The organism is Thalassospira sp. SM2505, from assembly GCF_054901115.1.
The window spans coordinates 3,349,439-3,366,203 of record NZ_CM142731.1; the positions used below are offsets into that span (position 1 = coordinate 3,349,439).

A 16,765-nucleotide genomic window follows, 5' to 3' on the forward strand; every position below is an offset into this window, starting at 1 on the left:
GACTTTGGTTCTGTCCATGGGTTTTGCTCTGGCTACACCAGCCAAAGCCCAGTCTCCTGTCGGCGTTGCAGCTGTTGTCAATGATGACCCGATCTCGATCATTGATCTGGTCGAGCGCATCAAGCTTGTTGCCGTGTCCTCAAATATTCAGATGACACCTGAAAAAAGTAACGAGATCGCGCCCCAGATCCTGCAGCAGCTGATCAATGAGACCCTGCAGATGCAGGAAGCAGAGCGTCGCGGTATTGAGGTTACGGATGCTGACATCGCGCGCGGTAAATCCATGATCGAGCAAAATGCCGGGCTTCCGGATGGAAAGCTTGATACCTTCCTGGAACAGCGCCGGATCGCACCGGGCACGATCGAAAACCAGATCCGCCCACAGGTTGCCTGGCAGAAACTGCTTGGCTCCATGCGCAGTCAGATCGAAATTTCTGATGCGGAAATTGATGATAACCTGGAAAGGATTATCAGCAATCAGGGAAAACCGCGTAACCGCGTTCAGGAGATATTTCTTCCGGTCGACAATCCGCAAGACAGCACACGTGTTTACCAGACTGCCCAGGAAATTCTCGGTGCTTTGAATCAAGGGGCTGATTTCAGTGCCCTTGCCCGCCAGTTCTCGGCAAGTGCAAGTGCCGCCACCGGTGGTGATCTTGGCTGGCTGTATGCTGGCGAGCTTTCAGGCGACCTGCAACAGGTCGTCAACCAGCTTGAACCGGGAAAAGTCAGTGCCCCGGTACAGACGATCCGAGGCTATTACATCATCAAGCTGCTTGATCGTCGGGTTGGCGACGAAGGCGCTGTTACAGATGTCAGGCTTGATCTTTATCAGTTGTTCGTGCCTCTAAGCGCTGACATGCCCAAAGATCAGATTGATGCAAAGCTGGCTGTGCTGAGAAACACCCGGGAAACAGCGGATAGCTGTCAGACCCTGGCAAATGTCGCCGTTGATCTTGGCTCGGACCTTAGCGGTGAGATGAAAGGCATTTCTCCAAGCGAACTTTCCGGTCCGGTCGCACAGGCCATCACAAACCTCAAGCCCGGACAACCGTCCAATATTGTTCAGGTTGATGGCGGAGCCCTTCTGGTCATGATCTGTAACAAGACCGAGGAAAGCAATTTGCCAGACCGCAGGGATATCGAGAACCGGCTGATGATGGAGCGCCTTGACATTCTTGCCCGTCGCAAGCTTCGTGAATTGCGCCGACAGGCCTTTATCGACATCCGCATGTGATCATTGCGAAGACGGAAACCAGATGACCAAAATCGCGCCGATTGCCCTGACCATCGGTGAGCCTGGCGGTATCGGACCAGAGCTTAGCCTGAAGGCATGGCTGCGTCGTCATGATGACGGACTGGCACCTTTTTGCGTTCTTGCCCCGCTTGGCATTCTTGAGAATGCTTGCCGGGAACACGGTAAAAACGTTCCCCTTAAGGTCATTTCAGACATCGCTGAAACCGCGTCGGTCTTTGATCACGCATTACCTGTGCTTGCAATTGCCGACGCAGAAAGCCCGGTCGTCACCGGTATTGCTTCGGCCAGCACCGCGAACGTGGTAATCGAAAGTATCACCAAGGCCGTGGATCTCGCGCGCAATGGTGCTGCGAGTGCTGTGGTTACCAACCCAATTCAAAAAAGTGCGCTATATGCGGCGGGTTTCAAGCATCCGGGGCATACCGAGTTCCTTGCCGAGCTCGCCGGACCGGGTACAATACCCGTGATGATGCTGGCTAATTCCAAGCTTCGCGTCGTGCCGCTGACCATCCATATCGCCCTAAGCGATGTCATGAACTCTCTGACACCGGAATTGATTATTGAGCAGTGCGAGATTACTGCTGCCGCCCTTCAGCGTGATTTTGGCATCGCGAACCCACGCCTTGCCGTTGCGGGGCTTAATCCGCATGCAGGAGAAGACGGGACAATGGGAACAGAGGAACAAACGATCATGGCCCCCGCAATTGCAACATTGCGGGCAAAGGGGCTGGACGTTATTGGCCCCATGCCAGCCGACACGATGTTCCATGAAGAAGCCCGCACGAATTACGACGTCGCCCTGTGCCCCTATCACGATCAGGCCCTGATACCGGTCAAGACGCTTGATTTCCATGGCGGTGTAAATGTGACGCTCGGATTGCCATTTATCAGAACATCGCCCGATCACGGCACGGCATTGAATATTGCCGGCCAAGGTATTGCGCGCCCGGACAGCCTGATTGCAGCCCTTAAAATGGCTGCGGAAATGGCCGAGAAACGTCTTTTGACAGGAGCCTGACCCACGTGTCAGAAGAAACCACCCAATCGGGAACACTTGCCAATGACGGCCTGCCGCCGCTGCGCGAAGTCATTGCTACACATGGCCTGTCTGCCCAGAAAAAATTCGGTCAGAATTTCCTGTTTGACCTGAACCTGACCGGACGTATTGCGCGCGCTGCGGCACCGCTTGACGATGCGACGGTGATAGAGATCGGACCGGGGCCTGGTGGTCTGACACGCGCCTTGCTGTTTAACGGCGCCAAGAACCTGACCGTTATTGAACGTGACCCGCGTTGCCAACCGGTGCTGGAGCAAATCAGCAATCATTACCCCGGAGCATTACATGTCATTGATGGTGATGCACTGGAAGTCGATGTCACCAAACTTGGCCCTGCCCCGCGCAAGATTGTCGCCAACCTGCCCTATAATGTCGGAACCCAGCTTTTGCTGGGCTGGCTGATGCAAATTGATCAGTTTGCCAGTCTGACCCTGATGTTCCAGAAGGAAGTCGCCGAACGCGTTGTCGCAGGTCCCAAAAGCAAGGCCTATGGCCGCCTGTCCGTACTTTGCCAGTATCTCTGTGACTGCGACATATTGTTTGATGTCCATCGCAGTGCCTTTACACCACCGCCCAAAGTCACATCTGCTGTGGTGCAGCTGCGACCGAAACCGGACCGTGGCACGGAAATCAATCTGACCAGTCTTGCCAAAATCACACAGGCCGCGTTTGGCCAACGCCGCAAGATGTTGCGTGCCAGTCTCAAGACGCTAAACGTCAATGTCGGTGAATTGCTTGCGAAGGCCGAGATTACCGAAACGGCCCGCGCGGAAGAACTCAGTGTCACGGACTTTGTTCGCCTGACCCAGGTTCATGATGAAATGGCCGCTTCGTAAAGCGGCCATTTTCCTGTTTGCGGCTCAGTCGGTCAGAAGCTTTTTGACAAAGCCCGGCAATCCGGACTGCCTTGTGCGCTTCATGCGCTCTGCACCAATAATATGCTGCACGTCGGCGAGGCAACGTTCCAGATCATCATTGATCAGAACATAGTCGAATTCTTCCCAATGGCTGATTTCTGCGCCGGCCTTTGCCATGCGTTTCATGATGACATCATCCGCGTCCTGACCACGATCACGCAGGCGACGTTCAAGTTCGCCAGAAGACGGTGGCAAGATAAAGACCGAAACGACATCGGCTCCACCCTTGTCACGAAGCTGGCGCGCACCTTGCCAATCGATATCAAACAGAACGTCATGCCCTTCTGACAGGGCCTTTTCGACCGGAGCAACCGGGGTGCCATAATAATTGCCAAAAACCTCGGCCCATTCGAGCAATTCATCATCGGCAATCATATGTTTGAATTCATCAACCGACTTGAAAAAGTAGTGTGTGCCTTCTTCTTCGCCCGGTCTGGCGGCGCGGGTAGTTGCCGAGACTGACAGCGAAATCTTGTCGTCTTTTTCCAGAAGCTGACGGGTGATGGTTGTCTTGCCTGCACCCGACGGAGCACAGAATACCAACATTACGCCGCGGCGATTGTGAGGATCAATCATATCGTGTTTCCTTCCCTGCCCGCTTATTCAACGTTCTGGACCTGCTCGCGGAGCTGATCAATGATGACCTTAAGCTCCATCCCGCAAGTGGTCAGTTCGATGTCATTGGCCTTGGAGCACAAAGTATTGGCTTCACGATTGAATTCCTGACACAGGAAATCAAGCTTGCGCCCGATGGCACCGCCCTTGGTCAGCATGTCGCGCGCAGCCGAGATGTGGGCCTTGAGGCGGTCAATTTCCTCGCGGATATCGGCCTTGGTCGCAAGCAGGGCAGCTTCCTGATGCAGGCGTTCCGGATCGAACTTCCCGGCATCCATCAATTCTTCGATCTGACGTTTCAGGCGTTCCTTGATCGCGTCCCCGCGCGCAGAAGCACAATTCTCGGCCCGCGTCACAGTTTCTTCGATATTGTCGACATGCCCGCGCAGCATCGCATCAAGCTTCTGTCCTTCTTCGGCACGATGATCGGCCATCTGCTCAATCGCATCTGCAAGGCTGGCAAGCACGGCATCATCGCGTGCGTCACGGGTTGCTTCATCTTCCTGCGTTTCAACCGCCTCAAGAACACCCCGCACATTAAGAAGGTCGGCAATCGTGCCGGAAGACAGACTGCTGGTATTGTCGAATTCTTCGGCAATTGAAACAAGCTCTGCGAGCAATTCACGATTAACGCTATACGCGCCGGTGTCCGCCGAGCGTACAACATTAAGCGTCACACCCATATTGCCGCGTTTGAAACGCTGGGACACCGCATCACGGACCTTGGCTTCAAGCCGCTCGAACCCGCCATTCAGGCGCACACGCACATCAAGCCCCTTGCCATTGACGCTGCGCAATTCCCAGGTCCAGCCAAATCCATCGGCCGCACCATCAGTGCGGGCAAAGCCGGTCATGCTTGAAACGGTCATATTCCCATCCAGTGTAATTTCATGTTTGCGCGTTTATAACGTTTGCCCCCGGTAACGCCAAGGGCCAACACTTGCAGACTGTGCGATATCAACAATATGGTATCGGTTGCATGTATTTCATAATGCTGCCCTATTGCTGCATCATGGTCCGCAAAATTCGATAAACCGCATTTCAGAACTGTATTCGAGCAACCATGTCCTTTCAGTATCACGCCATCCTGATTACCGGTGCCAGTTCCGGTATTGGCGCCGCACTTGCCCGACATTTTGCCCGCACCGGGGTGACTTTGTTCATCAGTGGTCGGGATGAAACACGCTTGCGGCTTGTTGAAAATGAATGTCGTGCTGCCGGTGCCAATGTCTATGCCGATATTCTTGATGTGACCAACCGCGAAACCATGAACGCCTATGTCACCCATTGTGACGAGCTGGCCCCACTTAGTCTTGTGGTCGCCAATGCCGGTATATCCGCCGGGACAGGCGGCCGGGGCGAAAGCCCCGAACAGGTCAGGGATATCCTGGCGACCAATGTCGCGGGTGTTCTGAACACCATCGATCCGGCAATCGCGGCCATGCGCGTCCGTGGGCGTGGTCAGATAGCGCTGGTGTCCTCGCAGGCGTCCTGGCGCGGCTTGCCTTCTGCCCCGGCATATTGCGCCAGCAAGGCCGCTGTGCGCGTCTATGGCGAAGGTTTGCGGGGCGCACTGGCTCCGACAGGGATCAAGGTCAATGTCATCTGCCCCGGCTTTGTCAAAAGCCGCATCACGGACTCAAATGACTTTCCCATGCCGTTCTTCATGCAGGCCGATAAGGCCTCTCGCAAAATCGCCCGCGGACTGGAACGCAATCGCGGCATGATCGCTTTTCCCTGGCAAATGAACATGATTATCGGCTTGCTGAAAATAACCCCGCAATGGGTTCTTGATCTGGTCGCCAACCGGGTTCCGCGAAAGGCATCCTCCCGCAATCAGGATGCTGAAGCCTGACTTGTCAGGATCAATAAAAACAAAGGCGGCAACCCAATCGGATTGCCGCCTGTTTTGTATCCGGATTGAAAATACCGGTCACTGACCGTCGCGGATGCGCCGCCATTTGGCAACATTGCGGTTATGTTCCTTAAGGGTCCGGGCAAAGGCGTGCCCGCCCGTACCATCAGCCACAAAATAAAGCTCTTTCGTGGTTGCCGGATGCAGAACCGCATAAAAGGCTTCACGTCCCGGATTGGTGATTGGTGACGGAGGCAAGCCCGCGGTCACATAAGTGTTATAGGGGCTTTCAAAACGCAGATCCTTGCGCGTCAGCGACCGTTCAAGACGTTTATCCGGACTGATAGCATAGGCAACCGTCGGATCGGACTGCAAACGCATGTTGATCCGAAGCCGGTTGATGAAGACACCAGCCACCCGGGCGCGCTCGGCAGCAACACCTGTTTCCCGTTCGACGATGGAGGCCAGAACAAGGGCCTCCTCGATTGTATCAAACGGCAGATTGGCGTCGCGCCCCGGCCAAAGTTGCTCGACCATCTCGTCATGGGCAGTCCGCATCCGGTCAAGGATGCTTTGCTTGGAATCGCCATAAGAGAATTGATAGGTCTCGGGCAACAGAGTACCGTCTTTGGGAATTTCGGTGATTTCGCCAGTTAATCCATCGACCAGATTGATTCGCGCGACAATTTCACCCGACCGAAGACCTTCGGGAATGGTGACAAACCGGTTAACTGTTTCACCATTGGCCAGGATTTCGGCAGCCTGCTTCGGGCTTACCCGTTTGGGGAAGTGATATTCCCCCGCCCGGAGCGAGCGATCCAGCCCGCTAACCCGCACGCCCGCCATAAAGATCAGCGGCTCATCAATAATCTGTTCGCGTCGAAAAATCTCTGCAATGCCGCGAACACCGGTCCCTTGCGGGATAATGATGTCACGGTCCTGTACAAGTTTGCTTGGCGATGTGTATTGCACATAAACATACACCGCCGCCCCACCAATGGTGAGTACGGCGGTGATGATTAGCAAGCCAAGAACAAGCAGAAAACGCTTCAAGGGATAGCTCCCGTTAAGGTTGGCTCTGCTGTTTTAAACGGCCTTGAATACCAGCGAGGCATTGGTGCCGCCAAAGCCGAACGAGTTCGACAGGGCAACATTGACCTTGCGCTGCTTTGCTTCAAGCGGAACCAGATCGATCCCCTTGCAGGCTTCGGACGGATTGCGCAGGTTCAGGGTCGGCGGAACGACACCTTCGTGGATCGCAAGGATCGAGAACACTGCTTCAATCGCACCCGCCGCACCCAGAAGGTGACCGGTTGCCGATTTGGTCGAAGACATGGACAGCTTGGTTGCCTGGTCACCAAACAGGCGCTTGACCGCACCCAGTTCGATTTCGTCACCCAGCGGAGTCGAGGTACCATGTGCGTTGACATAGTCGACGTCTTCCGGGTTCACGCCCGCATTGCGAAGCGCATTGCGCATCGAGCGGAAGCCACCATTGCCGTCTTCGGCCGGTGCGGTGATGTGATACGCATCGCCCGACATGCCATAGCCGCCGACTTCTGCATAAATCCTCGCACCACGTGCCTTGGCATGTTCGTATTCTTCAAGAACGACACAGCCAGCACCTTCGCCCATGACAAAACCGTCACGGCCCTGATCCCACGGACGGGATGCCTCGGTCGGGGTGTCGTTGTAACCGGTCGAAAGCGCACGCGCAGCAGCAAAACCAGCCATGCCAAGACGGCAAACAGCAGCTTCTGCACCACCGGCAACCATTACGTCCGCATCGCCAAGCATGATCATGCGCGATGCGTCGCCAATGGCATGTGCACCGGTCGAACATGCAGTTACCACCGCATGGTTCGGACCTTTGAGACCGTGTTTGATCGAAACTTGGCCAGAAACCAGGTTGATCAGGCATGACGGAATGAAGAACGGACTGACACGGCGGGTCTTGCCGTTATTCACGAGATCCGAAGCTTCGGCAATTTTCGGAAGGCCACCGATACCAGAACCAATCAGAACGCCAGTGGCTTCCTGATCTTCGTCGGTTTCCGGTTTCCAGCCCGAATCAGCCAGTGCCTGATCTGCAGCGGCAATCCCATAGACGATAAAATCGTCCATTTTCTTCATGTCTTTGATCGAGACATGATCTTCCGCGTTGAAAAGTCCGTCACCCTCACCGCGCGGCACGAGGCCTGCGATTTTGGCAGGGATATCGGACACATCGAAAGTATCGATGGCTTTGATGCCGGATTGGCTGTTCAGCAATTTCTGCCAGGTATTCTGTGCACCGCTAGCAAGCGGCGTTACAGCACCAAGTCCGGTAACAACTACGCGTCTCATCCCGCATTACGCCTTTATTTTATGAATCCAGCAAAGACGAAAAGGGCGCCTGAGGATGCCCTCTGGCGCCCATGTCTCACGGCAAGATTAGCCGTTCGCCTTTTCGATGAAGTCGATCGCGTCTTTGACGGTCAGAATTTTTTCAGCCGCGTCATCAGGAATCTCGCAACCGAATTCTTCTTCAAACGCCATAACCAGCTCAACGGTGTCCAGGCTGTCTGCGCCCAGATCATCGATGAAGCTTGCGTTTTCAGTGACCTTGTCTTCTTCAACACCGAGGTGCTCGACAACGATCTTCTTCACGCGATCTGCGACATCACTCATAGCTCAAATCCTTCAATAGGTTTTCTGTCAGTTAGTGTTTACGTGGTGCCCGTTTATTCCCCCTATTGAAGGACTTCCCGGGAACCGGAAACCGACAACAAACAATTGCCGGTTTCAATATTTGGTATAGCGGCCCCTTTTAAGCAGAAAAGTAGGCAACCCGCAACGGGTTAAATCATCGCCATTCCGCCGTTCACATGCAAGGTCTGTCCCGTGACATAAGCAGCCTCGTCACTTGCGAGATACAGAACCGCTGCTGCGATCTCTTTGCTGTCGCCCATGCGACCTGCCGGAATACCACCCAAAAGCTTTTCTTTCTGAGCGTCTCCGAGTTCTTCTGTCATGGCCGTGGTAATGAAACCTGGTGCCACACAATTTACCGTGATGCCACGTGCGGCAACTTCCTGTGCCAGCGATTTCGACCAGCCGATCATGCCAGCCTTGGCCGCCGCATAGTTGGTCTGCCCCGGGTTACCGGTCACACCGACAATCGAGGTGATGTTGATGATGCGGCCATGACGGCGCTTCATCATGCCACGCAGCGAATTGCGCGCAAGCTTGAAAGCCGAGGTCAGATTGACATCAAGAACCGCCTGCCAGTCTTCGTCTTTCAGACGCATGGCAAGCTGGTCACGGGTGATGCCCGCGTTGTTGACCAGAATATCAAGCTGACCACCAAGGGCCTCTTCGGCATTCTTGATCAGACCATCAACCGATTCAGAGTCCGAAAGGTTGGCCGGAACAACAACGGCATTTTCACCGATGTCGGCAGCAACCGCTTCGAGGCGTTCCTGACGGGTACCCGACAGAGCAACCTTCGCACCGGCCTGCGCCAGAACCTTGGCGATTTCGCCACCGATACCGCCGGTCGCGCCCGTTACGAGTGCTGTTTTCCCTGCAAGATCAAACATTAACTTTAATTCCCTTTGGGTTCGTCTTTTCTCGGAACACTCTTAAAGAGTGCCAAGGAATGCTTCGATATCTGCCGGACCATTTACGGCCGTGCCGCTCAGATCACGATCAATACGGCGGACCATACCGGTCAGAACCTTGCCTGCGCCGATCTCGACCAGCTCGGTGATGCCCTGCTCTTTCATGTAAAGAACAGACTCACGCCAGCGCACCGTGCCGCAAACCTGCTCCACAAGGAGTTTACGAATGGTTTCCGGATCATCAGTTTTTTCTGCTGTCACGTTCGCAACAACCGGTTTTGCCGGCGCATTCATGGTGACAGTACCAAGGGCCTCGGCCATACGATCCGCAGCCGGCTGCATCAGCGGGCAATGGAACGGTGCGGATACCGGCAGAAGAACTGCGCGTTTCGCGCCCTTGCCCTTGGCGATCTCGATCGCGCGCTCGACAGCCGCCTTATGGCCCGAAACAACAACCTGTCCGCTGGCATTATCGTTGGCCGCGGTGCAGACTTCGCCCTGTGCGGCTTCTTCTGCAACCGCAACAGCATCGGCATAATCAAGACCAAGAAGGGCCGCCATCGCGCCAACACCAACCGGAACAGCGGCCTGCATGGCCTGCCCACGGATTTTCAGAAGACGGGCGGCATCGGCAATCGCAAAGGTCCCGGCCGCAGCAAGCGCAGAATATTCACCCAGCGAATGGCCCGCGACCAGATCGCATTTGTCGGTCAGCATGAAGCCACCTTCTTTTTCAAGAACGCGGGTAACAGCAAGGCTGACGGCCATCAACGCGGGTTGCGCGTTTTCAGTCAGGGTCAGTTCGTTTTCCGGACCTTCGAACATCAATGCGCTCAGTTTTTGGGAAAGTGCGTCATCGACTTCCTGGAAAACTTCGCGGGCAACCGGGAATGCTTCTGCCAGCTCTTTCCCCATACCAACCGCTTGCGACCCCTGACCGGGGAAAACGAGTGCGCGTGTCATTATATCAAATATACCCTTGTCCGCTTCTACGAAGGCTGTGCCGAATGATCGGCCTTAAAATTGAGCCACCCTTGATAACGTGCCCGCCTCCGCTGTCAAGGACAGATGCGGTTTTTTGGCTGTCATATCCAAACCTTGCAAACAAGGTGGCACGGAAATTCATGATTTCAAGTTAAAAGGCAGCAAACATGTATGACATGTTTGCTGCCTTTCATGAAGGACTCCCTATCGTGCAGCGCACAAATTCGTCCATTGTTCTTGGAACTTAGCCAATATAGTGCTGCATGCTCGAAACCACGCTGTCCGCAATATGCGACTTGGTAATCACACCGCAAACATCATCCTGACGCGGCACACCACGGCACGGCTTCACCACAACAGCGGCGCGCGCCTTGCGGCGTTCCATACGTTTGATCACGTCATACATGTTCATATCATCGACAACGACGACGAAATCTTCGCCGATCAATTCCTTAAGCGTCTTGTTGTCCTTGTCACCAACGACCGAGAACAAAGCTGTCACATCAGGAATAACACCGGCAATCCTGTCTCCTTCGAGGACAATCATCGGATTTGGTTCCGGGGATGAGCCGATCTTGTCGATGATTTCCGAGACCCGAAGCGCCGCGTCGGCATAAAGCTGTCTGGTTGTCATGACCTCGCGGACCGGATGGACCATGAACATGTTGCTATGACGCTCTTTGGGGATATGACGGCCACGCAGAACCAGCTTGGACGTATAGATCGTCTCGCTGATGATCATGCGACGGAAACCAAGCGCAATGGCAACGGCGACGATCAGCGGCACAATTATATTATAGTCGCGCGTCATCTCGAAGATCATGATGATCGCGGTCATTGCCGCACCGGTACCAGCCGCAACAACCCCACCCATCCCGACAAGCGCGAACTCGACAGGCGCAATGCCTGCTTCGGGGAAGATCATATTGCCGACCACGCCGCAAGCTGCGCCAAGGGTTGCGCCAACAAACAGTGATGGCGAGAACACACCACCCGACGCCCCGGAACCGATACTGACCGAGGTTGCATAGAGCTTGGCAAAGAACAGAACCACCAGCAGCGGCAAGGAAGTCATCGCTCCGCGCAGGATATGCTGGATCGTGCCATAGCCAACACCGTCAACATAATAATTGCCACCCGTCAGCAGCAGAACATACATCAGAATACCGACCGAAAGCATGCCAACCGCATGACGGGTGTAATCATTTCCCGGCATTTTCCTGAAAAATGCCCCAGTGATCAGCATCGAGCGGATCAACATCCAGGCCGCAACACCACACAGAAGACCAAGCACGACATAAACAACAAGCGCCTGAAGATCGATTGCCGACACTTGCGGGACGGCAGCAAGGGGCACGTCAAAGGCTGGTGCCAAACCAAATGAGATCCGTCCGATATAGGTCGCAGCCCCGGTTGCAATCACCACCGGCAAAAATGTACGGGTGGAAACTTCGGGCATCATCAGCTCGATGGCAAACAGCACGGCACCAAGTGGTGTATTGAAGGTCGCCGCAATACCTGCGCCCGCCCCGGCCGCAAGCAGCGTTATGCGCTGGCCGGTCTGCAGCCTGAAAATCTGGGCGATACTTGAACCCAGCGCCGATCCGACTTGAATGATCGGGCCTTCGCGACCAACCGATGCGCCAGTGCCGATTGAAAGCGACGACGCGATTGATTTGACCAGTGCGACCGTCGGGCGAATACGGCCCTGTTCGAAATAAATGGCGTTCATCACTTCGGGAACGCCATGGCCTTTGGCCTCGGGGGCGAAATTATTGACCAGAAAGACCACGAACATCCCGCCGATGACAGGCACCAGAATGAATAACGGGCCCCAGCTGCTCGGCTCGGTCAAAAGGTTGGCATCATATTCAATAGAGAAGACGCCAAAATACGCGATGTTATGGATCAGGGCGACCAGAGCACGGAACGCCACTGCTCCGTACCCGGTGACGATACCGACACATAACGCAAGTAAACATAAATTGAATAACGATGCCCGGCGTGAAGACGCAGCATCAATAGAAGGCTCTGGCATTACAAATCCGCGTGTCATGAAACTTGGGACTGCAGAACCGGTATTCAGGACAAGAACGCTCGATACGCGTCACCCGGCCCTGTAGCTGAACAGGAATAATCAACAGGGCGCGTCAGCTACCGGCACAACGAATGCAACAAGGCCTACTCGCTTGAATTTTTCGTTTCAAGTGTGAACCAGTTCACGCATATCGGCTTCCTGAAAAGTGCAACACTGGCAATATGCCCCCAAATGGTCACAACCCGATACAAACCAACACGCATTGAAGTTTTCGCGCTCTGTGTGCCTGCCTGTGGAAAACGTGCATTTGGCGTTGCACTAATGGGCGAAAAGTGTATATTCCGCCGTCTCACGGCTCCTTGCCGGGATTGCCCGGCTATGCCTGCATGACATGAGGTCATGTACGGAAGAGATAAGCCACAAGGAGTGATTAGGAGTATTATGAGCAAGTACGAAAGCGTGTTTATCGCACGTCAGGACTTCTCGACCGCACAGGTCGAAAGCCTGAACGAAAAGCTGACCCAGACCATCGAAGGTCTCGGTGGCAAGATCGCTAAAACCGAATATTGGGGTCTGCGTTCCCTGGCATACCGTGTCAAAAAGAACCGCAAAGGCCACTATACTCTCTTCCAGATCGAAGCTGAAAAAGATGTGATCGCGGAATATGAGCGTCAGATGCGCCTGAACGAAGACGTTCTGCGCCAGATGACTGTCAAGGTTGACGAGTTCGAAGAAGAACAGTCTGCCATTCTGCGTAACCGCGACGAGCGCGGCGGTCGTGGCGGTAATCGCCGTGGCGGTCCCCGTCAGCACGGCTAACAGATAGCGAGGAGATAATATCATGGCTGGACGTCGTCTGTTTTTCCGTCGTCGCAAATCCTGCCCGTTCTCGGGTGATGATGCGCCGAAGATTGACTACAAAGATGTCAAACTGCTGCAGCGTTTCGTTTCCGAACGCGGCAAAATCGTTCCGAGCCGTATCACTGCGGTTTCGGCCAAGAAGCAGCGCGAACTGGCAAAAGCCATTAAACGTGCACGCTTCCTGGCGCTGCTGCCCTACGCAGACCAGGTCTGAGGCAGTCGGCAAGAGACCCTTTTGTGGTCTCGGGCCGGGAGTAAATGATGCAACGTGACACCCTCATAGCGATTGGTTCAGGACTGGGCAGTGCCGTTCTGTTCCTGTTGGTTCTATCAGGAAATCCGATTGCGCTTTTGCTCTCATATTTCGGGCATTTGCCGCTGTTCCTTACGGGACTTTGGCAAGGACCCAAACGCCTGCTGGTTGCGGCAGTAGCCGCATGCAGTGCCCTCGTTCTTCTGGGGGGATTGCTGCCTTTCACGGTCTTTATGATCGTGTTTGCCGGACCGGCGATGTTGTTGACCCGCATGGCGCTGGTCATCCGGAAAGATGAAAATGGCAATGTTGCCTTTCTTCCATCCGGAATTGTCGTAAGTGCCATGGCCGTCATGGTCGCAACGGTGATGATCTTCATTACCGGGACTTTGACGGCGGAAGGTCTGGACATTCAGGAACTCATTTCGAAGCTCCTGAGCCAGATGTACTCGGAAATGGGTGTCCCTATGACATCCGATGTTCAGGGTCTGATTGGCATGTTCCAGGTTTACTTCCCGGCGATTGCTGCGGTGAGCTGGCTGATGATGCTGTTCGCCAATGCGGCAATCGCACAGGCAATTCTGGTGCGTGCAGGCAAAAACCTGCGTCCGACACCAAGAATGGCGACTTTCGCCTTGCCTGGCTGGTCACTGTTTGCGTTCGCCCTGGCCGGGTTTACGGTCGGCTTTGCCGATGGTTCCCTGGCCTATGTGGCGCGAAACGTCGCGGTGGTACTGGCAGTGCCGTTCCTGTTTCAGGGATTGGCACTGGTGCATGGGCAGGCAGCCCGATGGCCGCAAAAACGTATGATACTGACGGTGTTTTACATCGTCGCGGTTCTGTCCAGTTGGTCCTTTGTTGCGATCACCGGACTTGGAATTATTGAGCATTTAATCAGGCTGCGGGGGAAAGAACCGATGACCCGTAGCAATGAGGAGGATCGGTGATGGAAGTTATTCTGCTCCAGCGGGTAGAAAAACTCGGTCAGATGGGTGACGTAGTCTCCGTCAAGCCGGGCCACGCCCGCAACCGCTTGCTGCCGCAGGGCATGGCCCTTCGTGCAACCAAAGCAAACCTTGCTGTGTTCGAAGCACAGAAAGCACAGCTCGAAGCTGACAACCTTGACCGCCGCAAAGACGCCGAAGCGGTTGCCGAGAACATGGGTGAACTCGCTGTTACCCTCGTTCGCCAGGCATCCGACGTCGGTCAGCTTTACGGTTCGGTAACTGCACGCGACATCGCAAACGCAGTAACCGAAGCCGGTTTCACTGTTGCTCGTACCCAGGTTGTTCTTGATCAGCCGATCAAAAACCTTGGTCTGCACCAGGTCAAAATCAACCTGCACCCGGAAGTTGCTATCGAAGTAACTGCCAACGTTGCACGTTCTGAAGAAGACGCTGAAGAACAGCTCCGCAAAGGCGGCGCAGTTCTTGGCACCATCGACGAGATGGAAGCTGAAGAAGCTCTGGAAGCTGCTGAAGAACTCTTCGAAGAAGACGTTCCGGCTGACATGGCTGACGAAGCTGCTGAAGGCGAAGAAGAAACCAACGCTTAATTGCAGGTTTTCTTCCAAGACCATTCAAGAGACGGCATATCCGCAAGGATATGCCGTTTTCTTTTGTCCGGTGCGTTCATTGGACCATTGTCGGGACAGATTTCCCGAACGGGATCAAAAACCTGCACTGCGGTCGACCTCTGCGCTTGCGGAATACCCGCTATGAGTTATACCGATTAACTCTTTGCGGCCAACCGGATGACTGATACCTTTTCCGCCCATGACAGATCCCAATCTTGACGCCCTTTTCGCTCCTCTGGATATGAACCACGGTGCCGACACCGACATGGTGCTCGAACGCATGGCTCCTCATAACTTTGAGGCAGAGGCTGCCCTTCTTGGCGCGATCCTGAACAATAACGCCGCCTATGAGCGCGTTTCAGACATCCTGCGACCGGAACATTTCGCAGATGCCCGGCACGGCCGCATTTTCGAAGCCTGCGGCAAGCAGATCGAACGTGGCCAACTGGCCAACCCGGTCACGCTCAAGGCGTATTTCAAGCAGGATGAGGAACTTGCTGAAATCGGCGGGGCGCAATATCTGGCAGAACTGTCAAACAACCTTGTCTCGGTGATCAATGCCGGTGATTACGGCAAACTGATCTATGACCTTTATCTGCGGCGCGAGCTTATCGAGCTTGGCGAAGATGTGGTCAACGAGGCCTATAAGCACGAACTTGATACCGATGCCACCACCCAGATCGAAAAGGCAGAACAGAAACTGTTCTCGCTGGCGACGGCAGGGGCTGCTGAATCGGGCTTTGTGGCCTTTGGTCCTGCACTGGCCAAGGCTTATGAGAATATCGATCACGCCTATAAGAACGCCGGTCGTGTTGTTGGTGTGACCACCGGCTTGCGTGACATTGACCGCAAGCTGGGCGGTCTGCATCCATCAGACTTGCTGATCCTTGCGGGTCGTCCGTCGATGGGTAAAACCGCCCTTGCGATGAACATTGCCTTTAACGCCGCCATCGCATCGCATCAGAACCGCGCAGCAGGTGAAGACACCCGTGACGAGGTCCGCACCGGTGCGGTTGCCGTCTTCTCGCTTGAGATGGCCGCCGAACAGCTTGCCGGTCGTCTTCTCTCGCAGGCCGCCGAGGTATCGGGCGATAATATGCGCCGTGGTGACCTGAACGAACAGGATTTCGAACGCCTGCTTCTGGCGACACAGGAACTCAATACTGTTCCGCTTTATATCGACGATACGCCTGCCCTTCCGGTATCGACCCTGCGTACCCGTTGCCGCCGACTGAAACGTCAGCACGGCCTGGCGATGATCGTCGTCGACTACCTTCAGCTTCTGGCACCGCCAACCAACTTCCGTGGTGATGGTCGCGTGCAGGAGGTCTCGGAAATTACCCGTATGCTCAAGGCGATTGCCAAGGAACTCGAAGTTCCGGTTCTTGCCCTGTCACAGCTTTCGCGTGCGGTTGAACAGCGCGAAGACAAACGTCCGCAGCTTTCTGACCTTCGTGAATCGGGCTCGATTGAGCAGGACGCCGACGTCGTCATGTTCATCTATCGCGAACAATATTATCTCGAACGTGCAGAACCGGCCCAACGCCCGGAAGAAGCCACCGACAAGTTCGGTGAACGCTATGCGCAGTGGCAGGAACGTTTGAACCATGTCTACAACACCGCTGAGGTAATTGTTGCCAAGCAGCGTCACGGCCCGGTGGGCAATGTCCGCCTGTTCTTTGACGGGAACTACACCAAGTTTGGCGATCTTGATCACATTGAAGAAGAATATGAGTAAGGATTGGGGTA

At 54.8% G+C, this 16,765-nt stretch carries 17 protein-coding genes; 9 read left to right on the forward strand and 8 right to left on the reverse strand.

Annotated features, from left to right (window positions below; genetic code table 11):
- Window positions 1–16: 16 nt before the first annotated feature.
- The 3 genes from ACTU44_RS15705 to rsmA are packed head-to-tail and all read left to right on the forward strand — an operon-like array spanning window position 17 to window position 3,151.
- Complete coding sequence (locus tag ACTU44_RS15705) at window positions 17–1,237, forward strand: peptidylprolyl isomerase (RefSeq protein WP_462095877.1); 1,221 nt, start codon at window positions 17–19, stop codon at window positions 1,235–1,237.
- 22 nt (window positions 1,238–1,259) lie between these two features.
- Window positions 1,260–2,276, forward strand: coding sequence for a 4-hydroxythreonine-4-phosphate dehydrogenase PdxA (pdxA, locus tag ACTU44_RS15710; protein ID WP_462095878.1), 1,017 nt, complete (start codon window positions 1,260–1,262; stop codon window positions 2,274–2,276).
- A gap of 5 nt (window positions 2,277–2,281) precedes the next feature.
- On the forward strand, window positions 2,282–3,151 hold the full coding sequence (rsmA, locus tag ACTU44_RS15715) for a 16S rRNA (adenine(1518)-N(6)/adenine(1519)-N(6))-dimethyltransferase RsmA (RefSeq protein WP_462095879.1): 870 nt from the start codon (window positions 2,282–2,284) through the stop codon (window positions 3,149–3,151).
- Window positions 3,152–3,175: 24 nt separating this feature from the next.
- On the opposite strand, the gene gmk is transcribed toward rsmA, so the two are convergent.
- Both gmk and ACTU44_RS15725 read right to left on the reverse strand, forming a co-directional pair.
- Window positions 3,176–3,808, reverse strand: coding sequence for a guanylate kinase (gene gmk / locus ACTU44_RS15720; RefSeq protein WP_114098355.1), 633 nt, complete (start codon window positions 3,806–3,808; stop codon window positions 3,176–3,178).
- Window positions 3,809–3,831: 23 nt separating this feature from the next.
- Complete coding sequence (locus tag ACTU44_RS15725) at window positions 3,832–4,716, reverse strand: YicC/YloC family endoribonuclease (protein WP_336082606.1); 885 nt, start codon at window positions 4,714–4,716, stop codon at window positions 3,832–3,834.
- A 194-nt stretch (window positions 4,717–4,910) separates the two neighbouring features.
- Here ACTU44_RS15725 and ACTU44_RS15730 point away from each other — a divergent pair, with 194 nt between their 5' ends.
- The gene (locus ACTU44_RS15730; protein ID WP_462095880.1) at window positions 4,911–5,702 is read left to right on the forward strand and encodes an SDR family NAD(P)-dependent oxidoreductase; all 792 of its coding nucleotides are present in this window, start codon (window positions 4,911–4,913) and stop codon (window positions 5,700–5,702) included.
- A 78-nt stretch (window positions 5,703–5,780) separates the two neighbouring features.
- On the opposite strand, the gene mltG is transcribed toward ACTU44_RS15730, so the two are convergent.
- From mltG to ACTU44_RS15760, 6 genes are all read right to left on the reverse strand, one after another.
- Window positions 5,781–6,755, reverse strand: a complete 975-nt coding sequence (mltG, locus tag ACTU44_RS15735) for an endolytic transglycosylase MltG (RefSeq protein ID WP_462095881.1) — start codon at window positions 6,753–6,755, stop codon at window positions 5,781–5,783.
- Window positions 6,756–6,788: 33 nt separating this feature from the next.
- Window positions 6,789–8,048, reverse strand: coding sequence for a beta-ketoacyl-ACP synthase II (fabF, locus tag ACTU44_RS15740; RefSeq protein WP_114098359.1), 1,260 nt, complete (start codon window positions 8,046–8,048; stop codon window positions 6,789–6,791).
- Window positions 8,049–8,135: 87 nt separating this feature from the next.
- On the reverse strand, window positions 8,136–8,372 hold the full coding sequence (locus ACTU44_RS15745; RefSeq protein ID WP_007090351.1) for an acyl carrier protein: 237 nt from the start codon (window positions 8,370–8,372) through the stop codon (window positions 8,136–8,138).
- A 170-nt stretch (window positions 8,373–8,542) separates the two neighbouring features.
- The gene (fabG, locus tag ACTU44_RS15750) at window positions 8,543–9,283 is read right to left on the reverse strand and encodes a 3-oxoacyl-[acyl-carrier-protein] reductase (protein ID WP_114098360.1); all 741 of its coding nucleotides are present in this window, start codon (window positions 9,281–9,283) and stop codon (window positions 8,543–8,545) included.
- 42 nt (window positions 9,284–9,325) lie between these two features.
- A complete protein-coding gene (gene fabD, locus ACTU44_RS15755) occupies window positions 9,326–10,267 on the reverse strand; it encodes an ACP S-malonyltransferase (protein ID WP_114098361.1) in 942 nt (313 codons plus the stop codon).
- A 265-nt stretch (window positions 10,268–10,532) separates the two neighbouring features.
- Window positions 10,533–12,224: a chloride channel protein gene (locus ACTU44_RS15760; protein ID WP_462095882.1), complete on the reverse strand. Its 1,692-nt coding sequence runs from the start codon at window positions 12,222–12,224 to the stop codon at window positions 10,533–10,535.
- Between the two features lie 543 nt (window positions 12,225–12,767).
- Between ACTU44_RS15760 and rpsF the strand changes: the two genes are divergently transcribed.
- The 5 genes from rpsF to ACTU44_RS15785 all read left to right on the forward strand — a co-directional run bounded on the left by rpsF (window position 12,768) and on the right by ACTU44_RS15785 (window position 16,754).
- Window positions 12,768–13,145, forward strand: coding sequence for a 30S ribosomal protein S6 (gene rpsF / locus ACTU44_RS15765; RefSeq protein WP_068518611.1), 378 nt, complete (start codon window positions 12,768–12,770; stop codon window positions 13,143–13,145).
- 22 nt (window positions 13,146–13,167) lie between these two features.
- On the forward strand, window positions 13,168–13,401 hold the full coding sequence (gene rpsR, locus ACTU44_RS15770; RefSeq protein ID WP_114098362.1) for a 30S ribosomal protein S18: 234 nt from the start codon (window positions 13,168–13,170) through the stop codon (window positions 13,399–13,401).
- 44 nt (window positions 13,402–13,445) lie between these two features.
- Window positions 13,446–14,387, forward strand: coding sequence for a DUF2232 domain-containing protein (locus ACTU44_RS15775; protein ID WP_336082587.1), 942 nt, complete (start codon window positions 13,446–13,448; stop codon window positions 14,385–14,387).
- Window positions 14,387–14,995, forward strand: a complete 609-nt coding sequence (gene rplI, locus ACTU44_RS15780; protein WP_114098363.1) for a 50S ribosomal protein L9 — start codon at window positions 14,387–14,389, stop codon at window positions 14,993–14,995. Before ACTU44_RS15775 ends, rplI begins: the two co-directional genes overlap by 1 nt.
- 220 nt (window positions 14,996–15,215) lie before the next feature.
- Window positions 15,216–16,754 (forward strand): replicative DNA helicase, encoded by a 1,539-nt coding sequence (locus ACTU44_RS15785; protein ID WP_462095883.1) that lies wholly within the window; start codon window positions 15,216–15,218, stop codon window positions 16,752–16,754.
- Window positions 16,755–16,765 lie beyond the last annotated feature (11 nt).